The sequence below is a fragment of the Kribbella sp. NPDC048837 genome (genome assembly GCF_055586945.1).
In genome coordinates this window covers 1,214,287-1,235,534 of record NZ_JBVJHF010000001.1, presented here as the reverse complement: position 1 = coordinate 1,235,534, position 21,248 = coordinate 1,214,287, and the positions used below count along the sequence as shown (strand labels likewise).

21 protein-coding genes are annotated in these 21,248 nt (G+C 70.3%); 10 read left to right on the top strand and 11 right to left on the bottom strand.

Going from position 1 to position 21,248, the window contains the following annotated elements:
• Positions 1 to 150: 150 nt before the first annotated feature.
• From def to ACZ6O0_RS05645, 4 genes are read left to right on the top strand one after another with little or no spacing between them, the layout of a single operon-like run.
• Entirely contained in the window at positions 151 to 699 is a 549-nt protein-coding gene (gene def, locus ACZ6O0_RS05660) for a peptide deformylase (protein ID WP_465763635.1), read from the top strand.
• Complete coding sequence (gene fmt / locus ACZ6O0_RS05655; protein WP_465763634.1) at positions 696 to 1,628, top strand: methionyl-tRNA formyltransferase; 933 nt, start codon at positions 696 to 698, stop codon at positions 1,626 to 1,628. Before def ends, fmt begins: the two co-directional genes overlap by 4 nt.
• Positions 1,625 to 3,001, top strand: coding sequence for an RsmB/NOP family class I SAM-dependent RNA methyltransferase (locus ACZ6O0_RS05650; RefSeq protein WP_465763633.1), 1,377 nt, complete (start codon positions 1,625 to 1,627; stop codon positions 2,999 to 3,001). Before fmt ends, ACZ6O0_RS05650 begins: the two co-directional genes overlap by 4 nt.
• 48 nt (positions 3,002 to 3,049) lie before the next feature.
• Complete coding sequence (locus ACZ6O0_RS05645; RefSeq protein ID WP_465763632.1) at positions 3,050 to 4,042, top strand: DMT family transporter; 993 nt, start codon at positions 3,050 to 3,052, stop codon at positions 4,040 to 4,042.
• A 3-nt stretch (positions 4,043 to 4,045) separates the two neighbouring features.
• Here the strand turns inward: ACZ6O0_RS05645 and ACZ6O0_RS05640 are convergent, their stop codons facing one another.
• Entirely contained in the window at positions 4,046 to 4,999 is a 954-nt protein-coding gene (locus tag ACZ6O0_RS05640; protein WP_465763631.1) for a DMT family transporter, read from the bottom strand.
• Positions 5,000 to 5,128: 129 nt separating this feature from the next.
• On the opposite strand from ACZ6O0_RS05640, the gene ACZ6O0_RS05635 reads away from it, so the two are divergent.
• The 4 genes from ACZ6O0_RS05635 to ACZ6O0_RS05620 are packed head-to-tail and all read left to right on the top strand — an operon-like array spanning position 5,129 to position 10,479.
• Positions 5,129 to 6,331 (top strand): cysteine desulfurase-like protein, encoded by a 1,203-nt coding sequence (locus ACZ6O0_RS05635; protein ID WP_465763630.1) that lies wholly within the window; start codon positions 5,129 to 5,131, stop codon positions 6,329 to 6,331.
• 36 nt (positions 6,332 to 6,367) lie between these two features.
• Positions 6,368 to 7,939 carry an alpha-amylase family protein gene (locus ACZ6O0_RS05630; protein ID WP_465763629.1) on the top strand — a complete coding sequence of 524 codons (1,572 nt, stop codon included), beginning with the start codon at positions 6,368 to 6,370 and terminating at the stop codon, positions 7,937 to 7,939.
• A 13-nt stretch (positions 7,940 to 7,952) separates the two neighbouring features.
• Positions 7,953 to 9,197 carry an ROK family transcriptional regulator gene (locus tag ACZ6O0_RS05625; protein WP_465763628.1) on the top strand — a complete coding sequence of 415 codons (1,245 nt, stop codon included), beginning with the start codon at positions 7,953 to 7,955 and terminating at the stop codon, positions 9,195 to 9,197.
• Between the two features lie 7 nt (positions 9,198 to 9,204).
• Complete coding sequence (locus ACZ6O0_RS05620; protein ID WP_465763627.1) at positions 9,205 to 10,479, top strand: glycoside hydrolase family 125 protein; 1,275 nt, start codon at positions 9,205 to 9,207, stop codon at positions 10,477 to 10,479.
• Here the strand turns inward: ACZ6O0_RS05620 and ACZ6O0_RS05615 are convergent.
• From ACZ6O0_RS05615 to ACZ6O0_RS05590, 6 genes are all read right to left on the bottom strand, one after another.
• Positions 10,472 to 11,317 (bottom strand): ABC transporter permease subunit, encoded by an 846-nt coding sequence (locus ACZ6O0_RS05615; RefSeq protein ID WP_465763626.1) that lies wholly within the window; start codon positions 11,315 to 11,317, stop codon positions 10,472 to 10,474. The genes ACZ6O0_RS05620 and ACZ6O0_RS05615 overlap by 8 nt on opposite strands.
• On the bottom strand, positions 11,307 to 12,206 hold the full coding sequence (locus tag ACZ6O0_RS05610) for an ABC transporter ATP-binding protein (RefSeq protein ID WP_465763625.1): 900 nt from the start codon (positions 12,204 to 12,206) through the stop codon (positions 11,307 to 11,309). Before ACZ6O0_RS05610 ends, ACZ6O0_RS05615 begins: the two co-directional genes overlap by 11 nt.
• Positions 12,207 to 12,284: 78 nt before the next feature.
• A complete protein-coding gene (locus tag ACZ6O0_RS05605) occupies positions 12,285 to 12,950 on the bottom strand; it encodes a response regulator (protein ID WP_465763624.1) in 666 nt (221 codons plus the stop codon).
• 21 nt (positions 12,951 to 12,971) lie between these two features.
• Complete coding sequence (locus ACZ6O0_RS05600) at positions 12,972 to 13,628, bottom strand: response regulator (RefSeq protein WP_465763623.1); 657 nt, start codon at positions 13,626 to 13,628, stop codon at positions 12,972 to 12,974.
• Positions 13,625 to 14,773: a sensor histidine kinase gene (locus ACZ6O0_RS05595; RefSeq protein WP_465763622.1), complete on the bottom strand. Its 1,149-nt coding sequence runs from the start codon at positions 14,771 to 14,773 to the stop codon at positions 13,625 to 13,627. The genes ACZ6O0_RS05600 and ACZ6O0_RS05595 overlap by 4 nt, the downstream gene beginning before the upstream one ends.
• A 69-nt stretch (positions 14,774 to 14,842) precedes the next feature.
• Positions 14,843 to 15,532, bottom strand: coding sequence for a FadR/GntR family transcriptional regulator (locus ACZ6O0_RS05590; RefSeq protein WP_465763621.1), 690 nt, complete (start codon positions 15,530 to 15,532; stop codon positions 14,843 to 14,845).
• 114 nt (positions 15,533 to 15,646) lie between these two features.
• Between ACZ6O0_RS05590 and ACZ6O0_RS05585 the strand changes: the two genes are divergently transcribed.
• A complete protein-coding gene (locus ACZ6O0_RS05585) occupies positions 15,647 to 16,858 on the top strand; it encodes an alpha-hydroxy acid oxidase (protein ID WP_465763620.1) in 1,212 nt (403 codons plus the stop codon).
• Between the two features lie 4 nt (positions 16,859 to 16,862).
• Here the strand turns inward: ACZ6O0_RS05585 and ACZ6O0_RS05580 are convergent, their stop codons facing one another.
• From ACZ6O0_RS05580 to ACZ6O0_RS05570, 3 genes are all read right to left on the bottom strand, one after another.
• Complete coding sequence (locus ACZ6O0_RS05580) at positions 16,863 to 17,996, bottom strand: sensor histidine kinase (RefSeq protein ID WP_465763619.1); 1,134 nt, start codon at positions 17,994 to 17,996, stop codon at positions 16,863 to 16,865.
• 78 nt (positions 17,997 to 18,074) lie between these two features.
• Positions 18,075 to 18,713: a pyridoxamine 5'-phosphate oxidase family protein gene (locus ACZ6O0_RS05575; RefSeq protein ID WP_465763618.1), complete on the bottom strand. Its 639-nt coding sequence runs from the start codon at positions 18,711 to 18,713 to the stop codon at positions 18,075 to 18,077.
• Positions 18,713 to 20,005 carry an MFS transporter gene (locus tag ACZ6O0_RS05570; RefSeq protein WP_465763617.1) on the bottom strand — a complete coding sequence of 431 codons (1,293 nt, stop codon included), beginning with the start codon at positions 20,003 to 20,005 and terminating at the stop codon, positions 18,713 to 18,715. Before ACZ6O0_RS05570 ends, ACZ6O0_RS05575 begins: the two co-directional genes overlap by 1 nt.
• Positions 20,006 to 20,148: 143 nt before the next feature.
• On the opposite strand from ACZ6O0_RS05570, the gene ACZ6O0_RS05565 reads away from it, so the two are divergent.
• The gene (locus ACZ6O0_RS05565) at positions 20,149 to 20,601 is read left to right on the top strand and encodes a hypothetical protein (protein WP_465763616.1); all 453 of its coding nucleotides are present in this window, start codon (positions 20,149 to 20,151) and stop codon (positions 20,599 to 20,601) included.
• Between the two features lie 2 nt (positions 20,602 to 20,603).
• Here the strand turns inward: ACZ6O0_RS05565 and ACZ6O0_RS05560 are convergent, their stop codons facing one another.
• Complete coding sequence (locus ACZ6O0_RS05560; protein WP_465763615.1) at positions 20,604 to 21,248, bottom strand: alpha-ketoglutarate-dependent dioxygenase AlkB; 645 nt, start codon at positions 21,246 to 21,248, stop codon at positions 20,604 to 20,606.

The following is a 21,248-nucleotide window of genomic DNA, read 5'->3' as shown; positions in this document are numbered from 1 at the left end:
TTGGGCGTGTGACGGCAGTGACTGTAGGTACGCCTGCGACCACAGTACGTGCTTGTGGCAACAATGTGGAGAGGCCCCTGCCACCTGGATCCCTGTGACCGGGCAACTAGACTTGCCCGGTCCCGGTCCGTGGAACGCTGTGGAGAGTCTGTGTCGGTCCAACCCATCCGCCTGTTCGGCGACCCCGTCCTGATCACCAAGGCCGAGCCGGTCGTCGACTTCGACGCCGAGCTGCGCCGCCTGGTCGCGGACCTCACCGACACCATGCAGGACGCGCCGGGATCCGGCCTGGCCGCACCGCAGATCGGGGTCGGCCTGCGCGTGTTCACCTACCACGTCGAGGGCGAGCTCGGGCACCTGATCAACCCGCAGCTGACGCTGTCCGCGGACGAGCAGTTCGGCCCGGAGGGCTGCCTGTCGATCCCCGGCCTGACCTTCGACTGCCGCCGCGCCCAGTCGGTGATCGCCCACGGCTTCAACATGTACGGCGACCCGGTGGTGATCGAGGGATCCGACCTGCTGGCCCGCTGCATCCAGCACGAGACCGACCACCTCGACGGCATCCTCTTCGTCGACCGCCTCGACACCGCCACCCGCAAAGTAGCCATGAAGGCCATCCGCGAGGCCGAATGGTCCGGCCTGGGCGGCCCGCCCCAGATCAAGGTCTCGCCGCACCCAACGAACGGATTCGGTCTGTGAGAGTCGTCTTCGCCGGTACGCCGGAGCCCGCGGTCACCGCACTCGAGGCGATTGTTGCCAGTCGCCACGAACTGGTCGGTGTGGTGACGCGGCCGGACGCGCCGGCCGGGCGGGGGCGGAAGCTGGTCGCCTCGCCGGTTGCGCAGTACGCCGAGGAGATCGGTGGGATCGAGATCCTCAAGCCGGTCAAGCCCAGTGACCCGGAGTTCCTGGCGCGGCTGGCCGAGATCGCGCCGGACTGCTGCCCGGTCGTCGCGTACGGCGGTCTGTTGCCGCAGGCGGCCCTGGACATCCCGCGGTACGGCTGGATCAACCTGCACTTCTCGGTGCTGCCCGCCTGGCGTGGTGCCGCGCCGGTGCAGCACTCGATCATCGCCGGTGACGACGTCACGGGTGCCAGCACGTTCCGGATCGTGAAGGCCCTCGACGCCGGTCCGGTGTACGGCGTACTCACCGAGCCGATCGGTCCCGCGGACACCTCGGGGGACCTGCTGCATCGGCTGGCGGTGTCCGGGGCGAAGCTGCTGGTGGACACGTTGGACGGCGTCGAGGCCGGCGTATTGGAGGCTCGGGAGCAGCCGGCCGACGGGGTGACGCTGGCGCCGAAGATCACGGTCGAGGACGCCGAGATCGACCTGACCGCGCCGGGGCAGCGCGTGGACCGGCTCGTGCGTGGGTGCAACCCGGCGCCGGGGGCGTGGACCATGTTCCGCGGCGAGCGGTTGAAGGTGCTCGCCGTACGGCTGACCGACGAGGAGCTGAAGCCGGGCGAGCTGCAGGCGACCAAGTCGAGCGTGAAGGTCGGCACCGGCAGCAAGGCGGTAGAGCTGGTGACCGTTCAGCCGCAAGGCAAGAAGCCGATGGCCGCCGCCGACTGGGCCCGTGGTGTCCGCCTGACCGATGAGGATCGGTTGGGTCCCTCCGCGTGAGTGATCGTTCGCCTCGCAATCGGGCGCCGCAGCGCCGGCCGGACCGGGTCCGGCGGGTCGCGTACCAGGTCATCCGCCAGGTGACGGGCCAGGGTGGCTACGCGAACCTGGCCCTCAACAAGGCGTTGCGCGAGTCGCGGCTGAGCGGCCGCGACGCCGCGTTCTGCACCGAGCTCGTGCACGGGACCCTGCGCTGGCAAGGCACGTACGACGCCTTCCTCGCGCGCAGCGTGTCCCGTCCACTCGCGGACCTCGACCCCGAACTCCTCGACCTCCTCCGCCTCGGCACCCACCAGCTCCTCCGGATGCGCGTCGACTCGTACGCCGCCGTCAGCGAGATGGTCACCCTCGCCCGCGCCGAGATCGGCCAGAAACGCAGCGGCCTGGTCAACGCCGTCCTCCGCAAAATCAGCCAGCGCACCCTCGACCAGTGGATCACCACCGTCGCCCCGCCAGCTGACAAAGACCTGTACGGCCACCTGGCAATCGCCAAAGCCCACCCCCGCTGGGTGATCGAAGCCTTCGCCCAAGCACTGGACGGAGGGCTTGAGGAGTTGCTCGACGCTGATAACGAGCCGCCTCGGGTGACGTTGGTGGCTCGGCCGGGGCTGGCTGAGGTGGACGAGTTGGTCAAGGCTGGGGCGACGGCCGGGAAGTGGTCGCCCTATGCGGCTGTGTTGCAGGGTGGGGGTGATCCTGGGCGGATCGACGCCGTTGCGACCGGGCGCGCCGGCGTGCAGGACGAGGGGTCGCAGCTTGTGGCGGTCGCTCTTGCGACGGCTCCGATCGAGGGGGCGGACGCGAACTGGCTGGATCTTTGTGCGGGGCCAGGTGGGAAGTCGGCTCTGCTGGCGGCGCTCGTGGATCAGCGGGACGGGAAGCTGACAGCGGTCGAGCCGCTCAAGCACCGGGCGGAGCTCGTGCGGGCCAACCTGCGGGCGATCCCGGGGGACCACAAGGTGCTCGTCGGTGACGGGACCAAGCCGACCTGGCCGGCCGGGTCGTTCGACCGGGTGCTGGCCGACGTCCCGTGCACCGGTCTCGGGGCGCTCCGGCGTCGGCCGGAAGCCCGCTGGCGCCGTACGCCGGACGACGTGAAGGAACTGCGGCCGCTCCAGGAGGACCTGCTGGACTCGGCGATCACCTCGGTGCGACCGGGTGGCGTGGTCGCGTACGTGACCTGCTCACCCCACCCGGACGAGACCCGCGCGGTGGTCGACGCCGTACTCGGCAAGCGTGGCGACGCGACTCTCGAGGACGCGCGCTCGCTGTTCCCCGGCGTACCCGACCTCGGCGACGGCCCCGATGTCCAGCTCTGGCCGCACCTGCACGGCACCGACGCGATGTACCTGGCGCTGATCCGCCGGTCGTAGGGTGGACCCGCTGACAGGTGCAATTGAGCGAACGGTCATGATGGTGAGGTGACAACCACCGCGACCCGCCCGGCGAGCTCGACCCGTCAGCACCATCTGATCGGGCTCGTCGCCGCCTTCGGCATCGGGATGCTGGTCGCGGTCCAGTCCCGCCTGAACGGCGAACTCGGCGACGTCCTCGGCGACGGTGTCGCGGCCGCGCTGGTCTCGTTCGGCTCCGGCCTGCTCATCCTGCTGGTCGGTACGGCGCTCGTCCCGCCCGTCCGCCGCTCGCTCGGCCAGGTCTGGCGGGCGATCACCCAGCCGATGCGCGGGTACGGCGGACTCCGCTGGTGGCAGTGCCTCGGCGGACTCGGCGGCGCCTACCTGGTCGCCACGCAGTCGATCACCGTCTCGGTCATCGGCGTCGCGGTCTTCACCGTCGCGGTCGTCGCGGGCCAGGCGGTCAGCAGTCTCGTCGTCGACCGCCTCGGCTTCGGCCCGGCCGGCCCGCAGCCGTTCACCACGCTGCGTGTCGTCGGCGCGCTGGTCGCCCTGGTTGCCGTCGTACTCGCGGTGTCCGACCAACTGAGTCATCCCGACGGTCTGCTGCTCGCCGTACTGCCCGCGCTCGGCGGCGTCGGCACCGCGGTCCAGCAGGCGATCAACGGACGCGTCGCGCGCACCGCCTCGGCCGACGCGTACGGCGCGGTCGCGGCCGGCGTGGTCAACTTCGTGGTCGGGTTCGTCGCGCTCCTTGTCGTCTTCGGAGCCGACCTCGCGACGCGGGGAGTGCCGCACCACCTGCCGAGCGAGCCCTGGCTGTATCTCGGTGGCGCGTGCGGCGTGGTCTTCATCAGCGCGGCGGCGGCCGTGGTCCGCGTGGTCGGCGTGTTCGTCCTGGGTCTCGGGACGATCGCCGGTCAGTTGATCGCGAGCCTGTTCATCGACCTGTTCGTGCCCGCGGCGGACAAGGCCGTCACGTTCCCGATCGTCGCCGGGACCGTGCTCGCCCTCGCCGCCGTGGCGATCGCGGCGGTGCCCAACCTCCGCCGCGGCTGACCCTCAGGTGGTCGCCGGCGCCTCGGCTGTGATCACCGGCTTGCGCCGGAGCGGCCCGAGCAGACCCTGCGAGACCGCGACCCCGAGCAGCACGACCAATCCGCCGACCGGCTGGTACCAGGTGATGTGCTCGTGCAGCACGATCACGCCGACCAGGATCGAGAAGACCGGCATCAGGTACGTCACCATCGACGACCGGCTGGCCCCGATCAGCCGGATGTTGCGCAGGCTGAGGACGAACGCGAGCCCACTGCCGAGCGCACCCAGCGCGACCACACTGAGCACCACCTCGATCGACAGCGACCACGGCGCCGGCGGCGCCTGCCGGGTGACGATCGGTGCCACGATCGCCAACTGGACCGTTGCGCACAGCAACAAGCTGGCCGAGAGCGCGGTCCCGGACAGCGTGGTCCCGGCGATGAAGCGTTTCTGGTAGGGGATCGCCAGTCCGTAGAAGACCGCGGCGAGCATGCACAGCGCCTGTCCGGTCAGGTCCGCGCCGGCTTCGACCTGCCAAGCGCCGAGGACGACGAGCATCCCGGCGAAGCCGATGACCAGACCGAGCACCCGCTGCACGGAGAACGTCTCGGTGCGGAAGATCAGTACCGCGATCGGCAGCACGATCAGCGGGGTGATGCCGTTCCAGATCCCCGCCAGGAGGGACGGAATGCGCTGCTCGCCGTACCCGAACAGCGTCCACGGAATCGCCGAGCCGATCGCGCCCAGGACGAACGAGTGCAGCCACAACCGTGGGTCCCGGGGGAGCGAGTCGCGCTTCACCACCAGGATCGCCAGCAGGACGACGGACCCCGCGAGCACCCGCCCGAGGGCCAGGTAGAGCGGAGGCAGCTCCCGCACGCCGACGGAGATGAACAGGAAGCTGCAACCCCAGATCGCGGCCAGGGTCAGCATCGTCGGAAGCCAGGCCTGCAGCGGGGCCTTGTCAGGAGTCGTCACGGTGCTCACTCCTGACATCCTGCACCATCGGACCGACAGTCCGGAGATTTTTATCCGGCATCGGGCAAGCGCGGTGAGAAATGGACACCCGATGGCAGCGGCCCGGGCCGCCGGGGGAAGATGACCGCCATGGGTGCCTTCGACGTCGTGGCCGTTCGCAAGCAGTTCCCCGCGCTCGAGGAGGGGGCGGCGCACTTCGACGGGCCGGGTGGTTCGCAGACGCCGCAGGTGGTCGCGGACGCGGTGAGCCGGACGATGACGTCGGCGCTGGCCAACCGCGGCCAGCTGACCGCCGCCGAGCGCCGCGCGGACGAGATCGTCGTCACGGCCCGTACGGCGATGGCCGATCTCCTCGGCACCTCGGCGCAGGGGATCGTCTTCGGCCGCAGCATGACGCAACTGACGTACGACGTCTCCCGTACGCTCGCCAAGACCTGGTCCGAGGGCGACGAGGTGATCGTGACCCGGCTCGACCACGACGCCAACGTCCGTCCGTGGGTGCAGGCCGCCGAGGCCGTCGGCGCGACCGTGAAGTGGCTCGGCTTCGACCCCGAGACCTCCGAGCTGGACGACCTCGCGCCGCTCCTCACCGACCGGACCCGCCTGGTCGCCGTGACCGCCGCGTCCAACCTGCTCGGCACCCGGCCGAACGTGGCGAGCATCGCCGGCCAGGTCCACGAGGCCGGAGCCCTGATCTACGTCGACGGTGTCCACCTGACCGCGCACGCCCCGGTCGACGCGTCGTACGCCGACTTCTACGCCTGCTCGCCGTACAAGTTCTTCGGACCGCACCTCGGGGTGGTGACCGCGTCTCCGGAGCTGCTCGAGACGCTGCACCCGGACAAGCTGCTGCCGTCGACGGACGCCGTACCGGAGCGCTTCGAGTTCGGCACCCTCCCGTACGAGCTCCTGGCCGGGACGACCGCGGCCGTCGACTTCCTGGCCGGTCTCGGCGGCACCGGGTCGACGAGACGCGAGCGGCTGCTCAGCTCGCTGGAGCTGGTCGAGGAGTACGAGGACACGCTGCGGACCGACCTGGAGTCCCGCCTCGCCGCGATCGCCGGCGTCACGCTCTACGGCCACGCCGCCCGGCGGACGCCGACCCTGCTCTTCACCGTCGAGGGCCACACGCCGGCTGAGGTGGCTGAGCACCTCGCCGGGGCCGGGGTCAACGCTCCGGCCGGCTCGTTCTACGCCTACGAGCCTGCCCGCCACCTCGGTCTCGGCGCCGCCGGAGCCGTCCGGGCCGGCCTCGCGCCGTACACCGACCAGTCCGACGTCGACCGTCTGGTCGCTGCCGTGGAGAGTCTTGACGGTTCTTCTGACCACTAACTAAAGTCTGTGGGGAAATTCGCCCGAGGGAGTCAGGTGAGAGAACCGAGCGCAGTTTTCGTCCAGGCGGCCCCCTCGGACGGGTTGACCACCACGGTCCGGACCGGCACGACCTGGTCGGGCGCCGGCGTCGAGGTCAGCTGGTCGGACGGCGCCGTCGACGTCACCGCGGCGACCGTCACCCGCGTCGCCCTCCGCTGGTCCGAACGGCTCCCGACGGACGCCCTGATCCTCGGTGACGCCTGGGAACGTTCGTACGGCGATCTGCAGTGGCGCCACCAGCAACCCGAGCGACTGCTGCCGTGGTACTTCCTTGCCCACGACCCCCGGTCCGGCACGACCACCGGCGCTGGTGTCGACGTGCAGCCGAACGCCTTCTGCTCGTGGACCGTCGACGCCGAGGGTTTCACGCTCTGGCTCGATCTCCGCAACGGCGGCGGCCCGACCCAACTGAAGGGGCGCACTCTTACCACCGCGAACGTACGGTGGTTCCAGGACGCCGGCACACCCTGGCAGACCCTGCACGCAGCGGTCGCCTCCATGAGCACCCGGCTACCGGCGCGACCTGAGCCCGCGCCGGTGGTCGGGGCGAACAACTGGTACTACGCGTACGGCGAGAACTTCGACGAGAAGGCGGTCCTGACGGACGCGGCCACCATCGTCGAACTCGCCGACGGCCACCCGGTCAAACCGTTCAGCGTGGTCGACGACGGCTGGTACCCGGGCGGCATCGCGTCCGGCGGCCCCTGGGACGCCGGGACACCGGGGGTCTTCGACGACCTGGCCGGCACGGCCGCCGCGATCAAGGCGATCGGCGCCCGGCCGGGTCTGTGGTTCCGGCCGCTCCTCACGCGGGAGCCTGGTCCGTGGGCCAGTCCCGGACCGCACGACAAACCGGGGCGTGCTCTCGATCCGTCGTACCCGGAGGTCCTCGAGCTGGTCCGCGCGGATCTGCGGCGGTTCAAGGACTGGGGTTTCGAGCTGGTGAAGCACGACTTCAGTACGTACGACGTGTTCGGCCGGTTCGGGCCCGCGATGGGTGCTCGGCTGACCGGCGACGGCTGGCAGCTCCACGACCCGGCCCGGACGACGGCGGAGATCGTGCTCGCGTTCTACCGCGAGATCCGGGCAGCCGCGGAGGACCTCGTACTGATCGGCTGCAACACCGTCGGGCATCTCGCCGCCGGGCTGGTCGACGTGCAGCGGACCGGTGACGACACCTCCGGCCGGGACTGGGAGCGGACCCGGAAGATGGGCGTCAACACGCTCGCGTTCCGGCTGCCGCAGCACAACCGGTTCTTCACCGTCGACGCCGACTGCGTCCCGTGCACCCCGCAGACACCGTGGGAGCTGAACCAGGGGTTCCTCGATCTGGTCGCGCGGTCGGGGACGGCGCTGTTCCTTTCGATCGATCCAACGGCGCGGACGGAGCGGACCGATCGCGCGTTGAGCGACGGTATACGGTTGGCGCTCAGTGGTGGTGACGCGTCCGGGATCGAGCCGCTGGACTGGCTCGTGAACACCACACCCAACGCGTGGCGCACGGGGACCGAGAGCATCCACTACGACTGGTCACGTCCGTGGGGTGCGGACCCGATCTCCAACTGACCTGGGGGAAGTTGTGACTGTACGCCGAGGCACGAATCTCGATCGTGTCGGCGGTTTCAACGATGCCGTGGTGCTGGACGCGATCCGGCGGAGTCAGCAACTGAGCCGGGTGGAGCTCGCCGAGACGACCGGGCTGTCCGGCCAGGCGATCTCGAACATCATCCGCCGGCTGCTCGAGGCCGGCCTCGTCCGAGAAGCCGGGCGGTTGCGCGGTGCCGGTCTCGGCAAACCGCGCACGCTCCTCGAGCTCGAGCCCGCCGGCCAGTACGCCGTCGGCGTCCATCTCGACCCGGCCGTGGTGACCGTGGTACTGCTCGACCTGACCGGCGAGGTGATCGCCCGCCGCCGCGTGGAGACGCCGGACGCCGACGACCCCGGCGTACTGATCGACGGCATCGCGGCGACCATCGAGGACGTGATGGCCGAGTCCGGCGCAGCGCGGGACCGGGTCACCGGTGTCGGGATCGCCGCTCCGGGGCCGATCGATGTCGAGCGCGGAGTCGTGGTCGATCCGCCGAACCTGTCCGCCTGGCACCTGGTTCCGTTGCGCGACGAGCTGCGCGAGCGGATCGGCCTGCCGGTGCTCCTGGACAAAGATGTGACCGCCGCCGCGTCGGCCGAGAAGTGGGCCGGCGGTGGCGGCAGTTTCGTGTTCTTCTACCTCGGCACCGGGGTCGGCGCGGGCCTGGTGATCGGTGACGAGGTCGTCCGCGGATCGTCGAGCAATGTCGGCGAGATCGGTCACGTGATCGTCGATCCGGACGGCCCGGCCTGCTACTGCGGCCGCCGTGGCTGCGTCGGCGAGACGAGCCAGCCGCGGTACCTGGTGCAGCAGGCGGTCCAGGCCGGAGTCCTTGCCCAGGGCATCGATCTCGACGACCGGCAGGCCGTCGACGCGGCCTTCGCCCGCCTGTGCGCGCTGGCCGCGGCGGAGCCGGGCGCGGCGCGGGCGATCGTGACCGCGCTGGCCGGGCGGATCGCCAAGGTGGTCGAGGACATCGCGAACCTGCTCGACCTGGAGCGCGTGGTGTTCGGCGGTCCGCACTGGGAACAGCTCGCCCCGCTGTTCGGGGACGCCGTCCGGGCCGCGCTGGACGGCCGCTTCCTGGTCCGCTCGGTGCACCCCTTCGAGGTCGCCGGTACGGCGCTCGGCGTCGACGTCGGCGCGATCGGGGCGGCCAGCCTGGTCCTCGACCAAACGTTCTCGCCGAATCCCTCGGTGTTGTTGGAGAGCCGCGAACTCGTCGGTGAAAGGTGAAGTGTTGATGATCGATCCCGAAGTCCTCGCCCGCGCAACGGAGGCGGTGCACCGGGCGACCGGCGACAAGGTGATCGCGCAGATGTTCCGGCGGTCGATGGCGGAGAATCTGCCCGCCGTCGCCGAGCGGCTGCCGGACGGGACGACGTTCCTGCTCACCGGCGACATCCCGGCGATGTGGCTGCGCGACTCCGCCGCCCAGCTCCGGCCGTACCTGCTGCTGTGCAAGGACGACCCCGAGCTGCAGGACGCCCTGATCGGTGTGCTGCACCGGCAACTGGAGTACATCGTCCACGACCCGTACGCGAACGCGTTCAACCGGGAGGCGAACGGCGCCGGCCACGTCGACGACGACACCGAGATGTCGCCGTGGGTGTGGGAGCGCAAGTACGAGATCGACTCGCTGTGCTTCCCGCTCGAGCTGGCGTACCGGCTGTGGCGGATCACCGGCCGGCCGGACGTGATCGACGAGCGCCTGCGGGCCGCGGCCTCGGCGATCATCGACCTGTGGATCGTGGAGCAGGATCACGAGGCGAGGTCGGCGTACCGGTTCCAGCGCGACGAGCCGGACATGCTGCCATCGGACACCCTGGTGCGCGAGGGCCGCGGCCGGCTGACCCGGCCGACGGGGATGTCGTGGAGCGCGTTCCGGCCGAGTGACGACGCGACCGAGCTCGGGTTCAACGTGCCCGGCAACATGTTCGCGTCCGTCGTGCTCGGCTACCTGCAGGAGATCGCGGCCGAGGTGTTCGCCGACGAGCAGCTGGCGGCGCGAGCCAAGGAGCTGAAGGCCGAGATCGACGACGGCATCGCCCGGCACGGCACGGTAGAGCACCCGGAGCACGGCCAGGTCTACGCCTACGAGGTCGACGGTGCCGGGGCCACGCTGCTGATGGACGACGCCAACATGCCGAGCCTGCTCGGCGTCCCACTGACCGGGTACGCCGCCGCCGACGACCCGACGTACCTCGCCACTCGCAAGCTCCTGCTGAGCCCGGAGAACCCGTTCTACTACAGCGGTACGCACGCCGCCGGTATCGGCAGCCCGCACACCCCGCCGGATCACGTGTGGCCGATCGCCCTTGCTGTGCAGGGATTGACGAGCACGTCGGCGGAGGAGCGCCAGCGGTTGCTGGAGCTCCTCCGCGATACCACGGGCGGCACCGGTCTGATGCACGAGGGCTTCCACGTCGACGATCCGACCGTCTACACCCGCGAGTGGTTCTCCTGGGCGAACGCGATGTTCTGCGAGCTCGCGCTGGTTCACTCCGGGATCAAGTGACGTCCCGTCGCCGGGTGGTCCACGCGGCCACTACGGCGAAGACCGCGCAGTAGCCCAGCAAGGTCAGCAAGGCGCGCCCGCCGCCGACTGCATCGCGAACTCCAGGCGGTGCGTCGGTGGCGGCCATGCCGGTCACGCTGAAGACCAGCGAACCGGCGTTGGTCCCCGGCAGCACGTTGGTGAGGAACTTCAGGTCCGGCAGCAGACTGCTCACCACGCCCGCCAGCAGGGTCTCGATGCCGAGGATCCACACGACGCCGAGTCCGATCGGCAACGCGACGTTGCGGAAGGCAACGGCCAGGACCGCGCCGGCCAGGCACCAGGTCATCAGCACCAGCCAGCCACCGCCGAGACCGCGGAGCAGGTCGACCGGTCCGGGCCAGTCCATCGCGCCGCCTTCCGCGGCCGCGATGCCGATGCTGCACAGTGCACAGGCGGCGAAGATCCCCAGCACCCAGACCGCGATCATGGTCGCGAACGCCAGGAACTGCGCGCCCAGTACGGCACCGCGACCGGGCCGCTGGGTGAGGACGGTCTTGAGCGTTCCCCAGGTGTACTCGCCGCCGATCACGATCGCACCCAGCACCAGCGCGAGTGCGCCGGCGAAGATCGGATAGCCCCCGATCGTGTTGTCCAGCACGCGTTCCGGCAACATGCCACGGAGGATCTCGCCGCGCGGGATCCCGTCGGTCTGCGGGTTCTCGTCGCCGGTCGCGTAGCCCAGGTACGGCAGCAGGTAGCCGAAGATCAGGCTCAGCACCAGGCAGGCGCCGAAGAGCACCCAGACCGCCGATCGCTTGCGCAGCTTCAGCAGTTCGGCTCGGTAGCTACCCCACATCGGACCTCTCCTTGCTGGTGGTGAGCTCGAAGAAGATGTCCTCCAGAGCCCGTTCGGTGCTGTGCAGTTCGGACACGGCGAGCCCGGCCTCGACGAGAACCCGGTTGACCTCGGCGGCCCGATCCGGATCCACCTGCACCCGCAGCGTGTCGTCGTACTGGTGGACGGTGCCGAAGCGGGCCAGGATCGCCTGCGCCTGGTCCTTCGGGGTGGCCCGGACGACCAGCTCCTGCTCGCCGCGCAGTTCCTCGACGTTGTGCTCGGCAACCATCCGGCCGGCGTCGATGATGCCGACCCGGTCGCAGATCTGCTGGACCTCGCCGAGCAGGTGGCTGGACAGCAGCACGGTCCGGCCGCCGGAGCCGAGCTCGCGGATCAGCCGGCGCATGTCCCGCATACCGGCCGGGTCGAGCCCGTTGGTCGGCTCGTCGAGGATCACCAGCTCCGGATCCTTCAGCAACGCCGCCGCGACCCCGAGCCGCTGCTTCATCCCCAGTGAGTACGTCGAGAACCGGTCCCGGGCGCGGTCCGCGAGATCGACCAGCTCCAGCACCTCGTCGACGCGCCGGCGCGGCACCTCGGCGTACTCGGCCAGCAGCCGCAGGTTGTCCAGGCCGGACAGGTACGGGTAGAACGCCGGCGACTCGATCATCGACCCGGTCCGGCCGAGTACGTCGGCCTGTCCCGGGCGGCCACCGAGCACGCGTACGACGCCACTCGTCGGCGCGATCAGCCCGGTCAGGATCCGGAGCGTCGTCGTCTTGCCGGCCCCGTTCGGCCCGAGGAACCCGTAGACCTCCCCGGGCCGCACCGTCAGATCGACACCGTCGACCGCGAGGGTGTCGCCATATCGCTTCGTCAGACCCCTGACCTCAACTAGCGCATCCATACCCCAGAGCGTGCCGGTCGACGACCCTGCAGGGCGTCGTCTCAGGGGAGTGACCGCTCCTACCGCCGCTGGAGTAGATCAGCCCAGCCAGCCTGGTCTGACCAGACCGGTCTGGTAGGCGACGACGACGAGTTGGGCGCGGTCGCGGACACCGAGCTTGATCATCGCGCGGCTGACATGGGTCTTGGCCGTCGCCGGACTGAGCACGAGCCGCTCGGCGATCTCGTCGTTCGAGAGGCCCTCGCCGACCAGCGCGACGATCTCCCTCTCGCGTTCGGTCAGGACGTCGAGTTCCTTGCTGGCATGGGGCTGCCGGCTGCGGGACGCGAACTCGGCGACCAGCCGGCGGGTGACACCGGGGGAGAGCAGCGCGTCGCCGCGGGCGACCACCCGGACCGCCTGCAGCAGCTCGACCGGTTCGGTGTCCTTCACCAGGAAGCCGCTGGCCCCGACCCGGAGTGCCTCGAAGACGTACTCGTCCAGGTCGAACGTCGTCAGGATCACCACATGGACATCGGCCAGCTCCGCGTCGGCGCCGATCTGCCGGGTCGCCTCCAGCCCGTCGGTGCCCGGCATCCGGATGTCCATCAGCACCACGTCGGGTTTCTCCGCCCGCGCCACCCGGACCGCCTCCGCGCCGTCCGACACCTCGCCGACCACCGTGATGTCGTCCTCGGAGTTCAGCAGGGATCGGAAACCGGCCCGCACCAACGCCTGATCGTCCGCCAGCAGCACCCTGATCATGCGCTCACGCTAGAGCATGGCTCAGGCCAAGCCGGCGTCGTGGGCGAGAAGGGCGATCTGGGTGCGGTTGCCGAGCTCGAGCTTGGTGAGGATGTGCGAGATGTGCGCCTTCACCGTCGCCACGCTCATGTAGAGCTCGGACGCGATCTGCGCGTTCGCCTTGCCCTGGGCGACCGCGAGCATCACGTCGTACTCGCGGGGTGACAGGCGTTTCAGCGCCTCCTGCGCGACCGTGTGCGCGTCGGCCTGGGTCGCGGCGCGGTCCATCAGCCGCCGGGTGATCGCCGGCGACAGGATCGGATCGCCGGCCGCGACCCGCCGTACCGCCTCGACGATCTGCGCGGGCGGCGTGTCCTTCAGGAGGAATCCGCTGGCCCCGGCGCGGAGAGCGTGCAGCACGTTCTCGTCGGTGTCGAACGTGGTGAGCACGACGACGTCCGGCGGGTTGGTCCGCGCCCGCAGCCGCCGGGTCGCGACGATTCCGTCCACCCGCGGCATCCGCAGGTCCATCAGCACGATGTCCGGGAAGTGCGCGTCGACCGCGGCCGGTACCTCGTCGCCGTCGGCGGCCTGGCCGACCACGGCGATCCCGTGGGCGCCGTCGAGCATCATCTCCAGGCTCGCCCGCACCAACGCGTCGTCGTCGACCACCAGCACGCGGATCGTCGGCTCACTCATGCGGGCCACGGTAGCGAGGCGTCGAGCCGGAAGCCGCCGCCGGGCACCCGGCCGTGGTCCAGCGTGCCGCCGGCGAGCTGCACCCGCTCGGTGAGCCCGACCAGCCCGGTCCCGCTGCCCGGCGTCAGCGGTGTCCCGTTGGACCCGCGGTTGGTCAGCTCGATCCGCAGGCCGTCACCCGGCGCGCCGGTCACGGTGAGCGTGACCGGATGCCCGGCCGCGTGCTTGCGCGCATTGGTGAGCCCTTCCTGCACGATCCGGTACGCCGTCCGTCCGGTTGCCGGAGGCAACGAGGTGGCGTCGGTGACGCGGTCGTCGTACGAGATCGCCGTACCCGCCGCCCGGGACTCGTCGACCAGCGCGCCGAGATCGCCGAACGTCGGCTGCGGCCGCCCACCCGGGAGCTCGTCGATCTCGGTGTCGCGGAGCACGCTGATCACCTCGCGCAACTCGTCCAGCGCCTGGTGCACGCCGGTGCGGATCACCCCCGCGGCCTGCGCGAGCCGCTCCGGCGACGAATCCGGCCGGTACTCGAGGGCACCGGCGTACGTCGCCAGCAGGGACAGCCGATGCGCGAGTACGTCGTGCATCTCGCGGGCCATCTGGGTCCGTTCGAGCGTCCGCGCCTCGGCGACCCGGCGACCCTGCTCGGCCTCGGCCCGGCGGGCACGCTCCCGGAGCGAGTCGACCAGTTGCTGCCTCGCCTGCATCCACTGACCCCAACCGAGCAGCGCGGCGTGGACGGCGAAGTCGAGGACCGCGAACCAGAGGAACGGAAGGTTGCCGATCGGGTGCAGCAGACCTTGGACAAGGTGTGCCGTGGCCTGGAAGAGCGCGACCAGCACCGCGGTGCGCAACGGGAATCGCAGCGCGATGGTCAGCGTGCTGGCCGTCGACGCCGGTGTTGCCGCGGGGGAGATGGCGGCCAGCACGCCCAGTGCGATCGCCGTCGGGATCGGGCGACGCGGCAACAGCAGCATCAGACCCGTCGCGACGACCCCGACCACGATGTCGACCGCCAGCCACCGATGGTGCGCGGGGTCGGACATCCGCCCCACGATCGTCAGCGCCGACAGCAACCCGATCGCGGTGACGGCCGCCACCTCGGCCGCCCGGCTGGGCCGGGTCGTCACACAACTCTCCATGCCGCCGACCCTAGGCGGCCGGCTCCTGCGTCCACCACCGACCAAAGTCGATCCTCAGCCGACCCCCGCCTAGAGCTGAGCCGCCTGGTAGAAGCCCCGGATGTGCGCGGTCACCAGCTCGGCCGCGCGATCCGGTTCGCCACCGCGCACCGCCTCGACGATCGCCCGGTGCTCGGACCGCAGACCGACCGCCGTCGCCTCCCAGTCCCGCAGATTCGGCACCGCGGCCATCACATAGCCGTGGATCGCCGATCGCAGGGATTCCATCACCGCCGCGATCAGCACGTTCCCCGCGAGCCCCGAGAGCGCGACGTGGAACTCCGCGTCGAGCTGATGGAACTCCTCCGGCGACAACCCGGCCACGTCCATCCGGTCGAGCAGCTCCTCGGCGACCTTGAGCTCACCGGCCGCCACCTCCCGCCCGGCCGCCTCCCGGGCCGACCAGGACTCCAGCAGGACCCGGGTCTGGACGACGTCGTCCATCGGCAGGTGATTCGTTGCCAGATGCAACCGCAGGACGGCGGTCAGCGGCGACACCGGCTCCGCGACGATCACCGCGCCGGCCTCCGGCCCGGACCCGGTCGCGGTCCGGACCACACCCATCGCCTCGAGCACCCGGACCGCCTCGCGGACCGAGGGCCGGCTGATCCCCAGCTGCTCGGCCAGCACCCGCTCACCGGGCAGGCGGCCGCCGATCCGCAGCCGTCCGGCGGCCAGGTCCGCCTCGACCCGGTGCAGGACCAGCTCGTAGTTCTTCACGCGGACACCCTACCCGTGTGGTCGGACCACAGGGTATGGTGTGGTCCGACCACAGGGTCAGGCGGCGGTCCGCCGTACCGCCTGATCGTCCGTCCTGCCGGCCCCGGAGTCCTGATGACCGATCGACAGCTGCCCAAATGGTCCGAGCTGAAGCCGCTGCTGCGGCCCAAGCCGATCACGGTGAACCGGACCGACCGCCGGCTCGAGAAGGCGCTCACCATCGCGGACCTGCGGGCGATCGCCAGGCGCCGGACGCCGCGGTCGGTGTTCGACTACACCGACGGCGCGGCCGAGGCGGAGATCAGCCTGCAGCGGGCCCGCCGGCTGTTCGCCGAGATGGAGCTGCAGCCGTCGATCCTGCGCGACGTGTCCGAGATCGACCTGGGAACGTCGATCCTCGGCGGGCGCTCGGAGCTGCCGTTCGCGTTCGCGCCGACCGGCTTCACCCGGATGATGAACCACGAGGGTGAGAGCGCGGTGGTCAAGGTCGCCGAGCGGATCGGGATCCCGTACGCGCTGTCCACGATGGGCACCACGTCGATCGAGGACGTCGCGGCCGCCGGGCCGAAGGCGCGCAAGTGGTTCCAGCTGTACGTGTGGAAGGACCGGGACGCGGGGGAGGACCTGGTCAAGCGGTCCGAGGCCGCGGGGTACGAGGCGCTGATGCTGACCGTCGACGTGCCGGTCGCGGGAGCACGGCTGCGCGATGTCCGCAACGGTTTCACCATCCCGCCGTCGCTGACCGCGAAGACCGTGCTGGACGCGTCGCTACACCCGGCCTGGTGGGCCAACCTGCTGACCACGCGGCCGCTGACATTCGCGTCGCTGTCCAACTGGGACGGTACGGTCGCCGAGCTGCTGGACAAGCTGTTCGACCCGACCATGACGATCGAAGACCTGAACTGGCTGCGCTCGATCTGGTCCGGGCCGTTGATCGTCAAAGGCATCCAGACCGTCGAGGACGCGCGCCGGGTGGTCGGCGCCGGCGCCGACGCCATCGTCTTGTCGAACCACGGCGGCCGCCAGCTCGACCGTGCCCCGACACCGCTGCGCATCCTGCCTGAGGTCCGCAAAGCGGTCGGCACCGATGCCGAGATCTACCTCGACACCGGGATCATGTCGGGCGCGGACATCGTGGCCGCGATCGCTCTCGGTGCGGACGCCTGCCTGGTCGGCCGCGCGTATCTCTACGGCCTGATGGCCGGTGGTGAACGCGGTGTCGCCCGGGCTGCCGAGATCCTGACCAAGGAGGTGCGCCGCACCATGGCGCTGCTCGGCGTCTCCCGGGTGGCGGAGCTCAACCCGTCCCACGTCCGCCTGCCGTAGGCGGCTACAAGGGCAGGGTGGCGACGATTCGGAGGCCGCCGGCGGGGGTGCGGGTCGCGGTGAGCGTGCCGCCGAGGGCGGTGGCACGTTCGCGCATGCCGATGATGCCGTTGCCTTCGTCCGGTGGGCCGGCGAGTGACTGACCGTCGTCGTCGACCTGCAGTACGAGCGCCTGTTCGCCGTACTGGATGCGCACCGTCGCCGCGGTCGCCTTGGCGTGCCGGACGATGTTGGTGAGTGACTCCTGGATGATCCGGAACGCCGCTCGGTCGAGTCCGGTCGGCAGTGGCTGCGGTTCGCCGCGAATGACGGTGTGCACCTCGAGGCCGGCCCGGGACGTGCGGCTGACCAGGTGCTCCAGCCGTTCCAGGCCGGCGATTGGTTGCCGGGGCGCGGACTCATCAGACTGGCGCAGGATCCCGACGATCGATCGCAGCTCCACCAGCGCTTCCTTGCTGGCGTCCTTGATCGCCGACAGCGCCGGACCGGCCTGCTCGGGCTGCCGATCGACCAGGTGCAGTGCGGTCGAGGCCTGCACGTTGATCAGCGAGATGTGGTGCGCGACCACGTCGTGCAGCTCCTGCGCGATCCGCAGCCGTTCCTCGCCGGCCTTCCGCAGCTCCGCCTCCTGCCGCGTCCGCGCGGCCGCCGTCACCCGGTCGCGGTGGGCCCGGAACAGCTCGGCCACGAACCCCAGCACAACGAAACACGTGCCGACGAGAAGGATCTGGTAGACACCGTCCTCGTTGATGCCGAGCACCATCCGCCCGCCGACATGCCCGATGTACAGACCGGTCAGGGCCGACCAGCCCGCGAGCCGATGGCCGAGCCGGATAGTAGTGAAGACGGCGATGATGAACGGGAAGATGACCGGGCCGTACGGGTACTGCATCAGCATGTAGATGAGCGTCGCCACCACGATGACCCACAGCACCGGGATCGGGTGGGTCCGCAGCCAGTAGAGCGCCAGCGACGCCTTCAGCAGCAGCAGGACCATGAACCAGTCGGCGGGGCGGCGGTCCGGCTGCCCGTTGGCCGCTCCGATTGAGCCGACGACGGTGACGAAGGCCATGACCAGCGGCAGCGCGATCCGGCGCACCCGGGACCCCGGGGTCGCGATCGGCTCAATCGTGGTCACAGTACGGAACCGTAGAGGTCGGCCGGGCCCGGTGTCATCGTCGCCACAGAGTATCCGGGTCTGCTCCCGGCGCGGTACTCAGTACTTGACCTGGTAGACCTTCTCCTCGTACGCCTTGCCGTAGTACTGCTCGAGCTCGGCCAGGTCCTGGTCCTGACGCTCCAGCGCCTTGGAGATCCGGGCCCGGCTGGGCATCGCGTCCGGCTCCCAGGTCTCGGGCTTCCACAGCTGCGAGCGCAGGAACGCCTTGGAGCAGTGGTGAAAGATCTCCTCGATCTCCACCAGCAGCGCCAGCTGGGGCCGGTTTCCCCGGACGATCATCTCGTCGAAGAACGGCGCCTCCCGGACGATCCGGGCGCGCCCGTTGATCCGCAGCGTGTCGCCGCGGCCGGGGATGAAGTAGATCAGTCCGACGTGCGGGTTGGAGAGGATGTTGCCGAACCCGTCGACCCGCCGGTTGCCGGCCCGCTCCGGGATGGCGATCGTGCTGCCGTCGAAGACCTTGGTGAACCCGGCCGGGTCGCCCTTGGGGGAGACGTCGCAGGTGCCGTCGGCCGCCGAGGTGGCGATCAGGCAGAACGGCGAGGCGGCCAGCCACTGCCGATCCAGGTCGTGCAGCTCCTTGCGGGCCTTGCCGGCCGCGGCTGCCAGTGGGGACGGAACCACTTCGCGCAGCTCGTCGTACGTCGTGATCTCGACCAGTCCGGGGATCTCCATCAGGCGGCGTTCTCCTCTACCAGCGACGGCGTGGCGTCCTCGTTGACGGCCCTCGTCCGCGCAGCCCATCGTACGGCGGGACCAGTTGCGCAACTGGTCCCCAGGAACAGTGCACCGACGAGGATCCAGCCGATCGGGCCCCAGCCGAGGACCACGGTGGTGAGCAGCGCCGGGCCGAGCATCCGGGCGATCGCGGGGCCGGTGCCGAAGAAGCCTTGGTACTGCCCCTGTTTGTCGGCCGGTGCGAGACCGAAGCTGATCTCCCATGCGCCGGACGCCAGCTTCATCTCGCCGAGGGTGAGCAGGGCGGCGGCGAAGACCAGCACGACGGCCGCGATCGCAGGGTTGCTGTTGTACGCCGAGACGGCGAAGACCGCGCAGGCGGCCAGCATGGCGATCCCGGCGTACCGGATCGAGCGGGTGGCGGTGCGGAGGTCGTGGACGCTCTTGGCGATCCGGACCTGGAAGGCCGTGACTCCGAGGGTGTTGACGATCATCAGCGAGGCGACGACCCAGTTGGGCGCGCTGGTCCGGGTGACGATCCACAGCGGGCCGATCAGGCTGATCAGCGGCATGAACAGCAGCATGATCGCGTTCAGCAGCGCGAGGACGGCGTACGGCCGGTCGCGCAGGACCGCGAGCCGCGGCTCACCCGTGACCCGCGTACTGACCGCGATCGGCGGGACCCGGCGGATCAGCCCGGCCGCGATCAGGAAGCTCAGCGCATCCACCGCGAAGACCGTCAGGTACGCCGCTGAGGTGTCGAAGCGCAGCGCGATCCCGCCGAGCAGGGCGCCGACCGCGAGGCCGGCATTGACCGTGGACTGGAGGAACGCCCGGATCCGGGTGCGCTCGGCCGGCTGCACCAGTCCCGCGAGCAATGCCTGCCGCGCCGCGGTCAGTCCGGTCTGGCTGCACGCGTAAGTTACGGCCGCCAGTAGGAACAGCGGGAAGCTGCGGACGAACAGAAATGACCCGACCGACGCCGCAGTGGTCAGCGCCAGCGTGATCGCGACGCCGCGAGCTCCCCGCCGATCCGCGAGGTTGCCCATCGGCACGCCTGCCAGGAAGCCCGCCAGCCAAGCGATGGTCAGGCCGAGGCCGACCTGTGCCGTCGACAGGCCGACCACACGCGTGAAGAACAACGCGGACGTGACCACGAACGCGCCGTCGCCGACCGAGTTCGCCAGTTGGGCGAAGGCCAGATCCCGCGGAGCGCCGGCCGGCGGAAGCATCCGGCCGAGCCTGGTGGTGTCCTGCCCGGTGCGGATGTGGTCGGTGGCGATGCTCATCGGAGTCTCCCTCGGCTCGGTATGACTCGAGCCTAGAAACGCATCGGCCCAGCAGGCAGGTCCACTTCAGGCCTGGAATGATGGGCCACATTGGCCTGTGGACAACTCCGGAACGGGGCCGGAATCACGGCACCTTGTTGAGTATGAGCTTCCACAACCTGACACCGACCTGGACCACGCATCCCCTCACCGACCCCGCGCGGGCCGCCGACGTCGTCGACCTGATGGTCAGCCTCGGCGAGCGCCGGCGCGGCACCTTCGCCGTGCTCCTATGCGATCCCGACGACCGGTATCGCGGCACGGTGAAGATCGATTTGCCGTCGGAGTTCGAGCACCTGACGCCCACGATCGAGACCGCCGACGTCTGCTCATCCGCGCTGCGCTCGGTCATCCCGGCAGTCCATACCGCGCCCGGCACGGCCCTCATCCTCGCCCTCGGCCGCCCGGGTCCCGCGTCCTGGCCCGAGCTGGATCACGAATGGGCCGAAGCCGCCACCCACATCTGCCGGGCTGCCGACATTCGCCTGCTCGGCTTCTACATCGCCTCGCCCGTCAGCGTCTACCAACCACTCCTGCACTCCGCGGCGGCGGCCTGATGTCAGCGCACGCCACGCGGGCGGAACTGGATGCTGATCCGCGGCCCGACTCGCCCCGACGCCTTGGGGATCGCGTGCTCCCAGGTGCGCTGGCACGAGCCGCCCATCACGATCAGGTCCCCGTGTCCGAGCGGATACCGCACCGTCGAGCCGACCTGACCACTGGAGCCGCCCGGCCGGGGGCGCAGCGCGAGCACGCGCGGCTCACCGACCGAGAGGATGGCCACCATCGTGTCCTCGTGATTGCCGCGGCCGATCCGGTCGCCATGCCAGGCGACGCTGTCCCGGCCGTCGCGGTAGAAGCACAAGCCCGCCGTCTGGAACGGCTCGCCCAGCTCCTCCGCGTAGTGCGCGCTCAGGGCGTCCCGAGCCTCGTCCAGGATCGGCAACGGCAGGTCCTCGGTCTCCCGGTAGAAGCAGAGCAGCCGCGGCACGTCGACCACCCGGTCGTACATCTGCCGGCGCTCCGCCTGCCACGGCACGTCACGCGCCAGCCGCTCGTACACCTGATCCGCGCCGGTCAGCCACCCCGGCAGCACATCGATCCACGCACCACGCCCAAGCTCCGTCCGCCCGAGCCCGTCCAACGATCCCAACGCCGGATCCTCGAACGCATCCAGCAACGAGCCCTGAAGATCAGCACCCAT